Source organism: Pseudoalteromonas sp. SIMBA_162, from assembly GCF_046535955.1.
Classification (GTDB): domain Bacteria; phylum Pseudomonadota; class Gammaproteobacteria; order Enterobacterales; family Alteromonadaceae; genus Pseudoalteromonas; species Pseudoalteromonas marina.
In genome coordinates this window covers 1-263 of the sequence record NZ_JAWJBQ010000586.1, presented here as the reverse complement: position 1 = coordinate 263, position 263 = coordinate 1, and the positions used below count along the sequence as shown (strand labels likewise).

The window sequence follows — 263 nt, the reverse complement described above, 5'->3', positions numbered from 1 at the left end:
GCGGCGTCACGGAGCGCGCGCTGGACAATGCCGGCATCGAGCTGCCGCGCATCAACGAGGCCCGGACCGGCCGCGCCTACCGCTACGGCTATGCGGTGGAGCAGCCCAACAACCGCTAGATGCGCGGCGTGGTGCGCTACGACCTGAAGACGGGCGCGCGCCAGCAGTATGCGGTGCCGGCCGGCGACCAGAACAGCGAGCCGGTGTTCGTGCCCCGGCCGGGGGCGCGCGACGAGGACGACGGTTGGGTTCTGGTGTGCGTG

Annotated in this window: 1 protein-coding gene; it reads left to right on the top strand. The window is 72.2% G+C overall.

Features of this window, described 5'->3' with window-relative positions:
• Nucleotides 1–119 precede the first annotated feature (119 nt).
• A partial coding sequence (locus R0J88_RS21030) for a carotenoid oxygenase family protein (protein WP_410901031.1) occupies nucleotides 120–263 on the top strand: 144 nt, incomplete at its 3' end.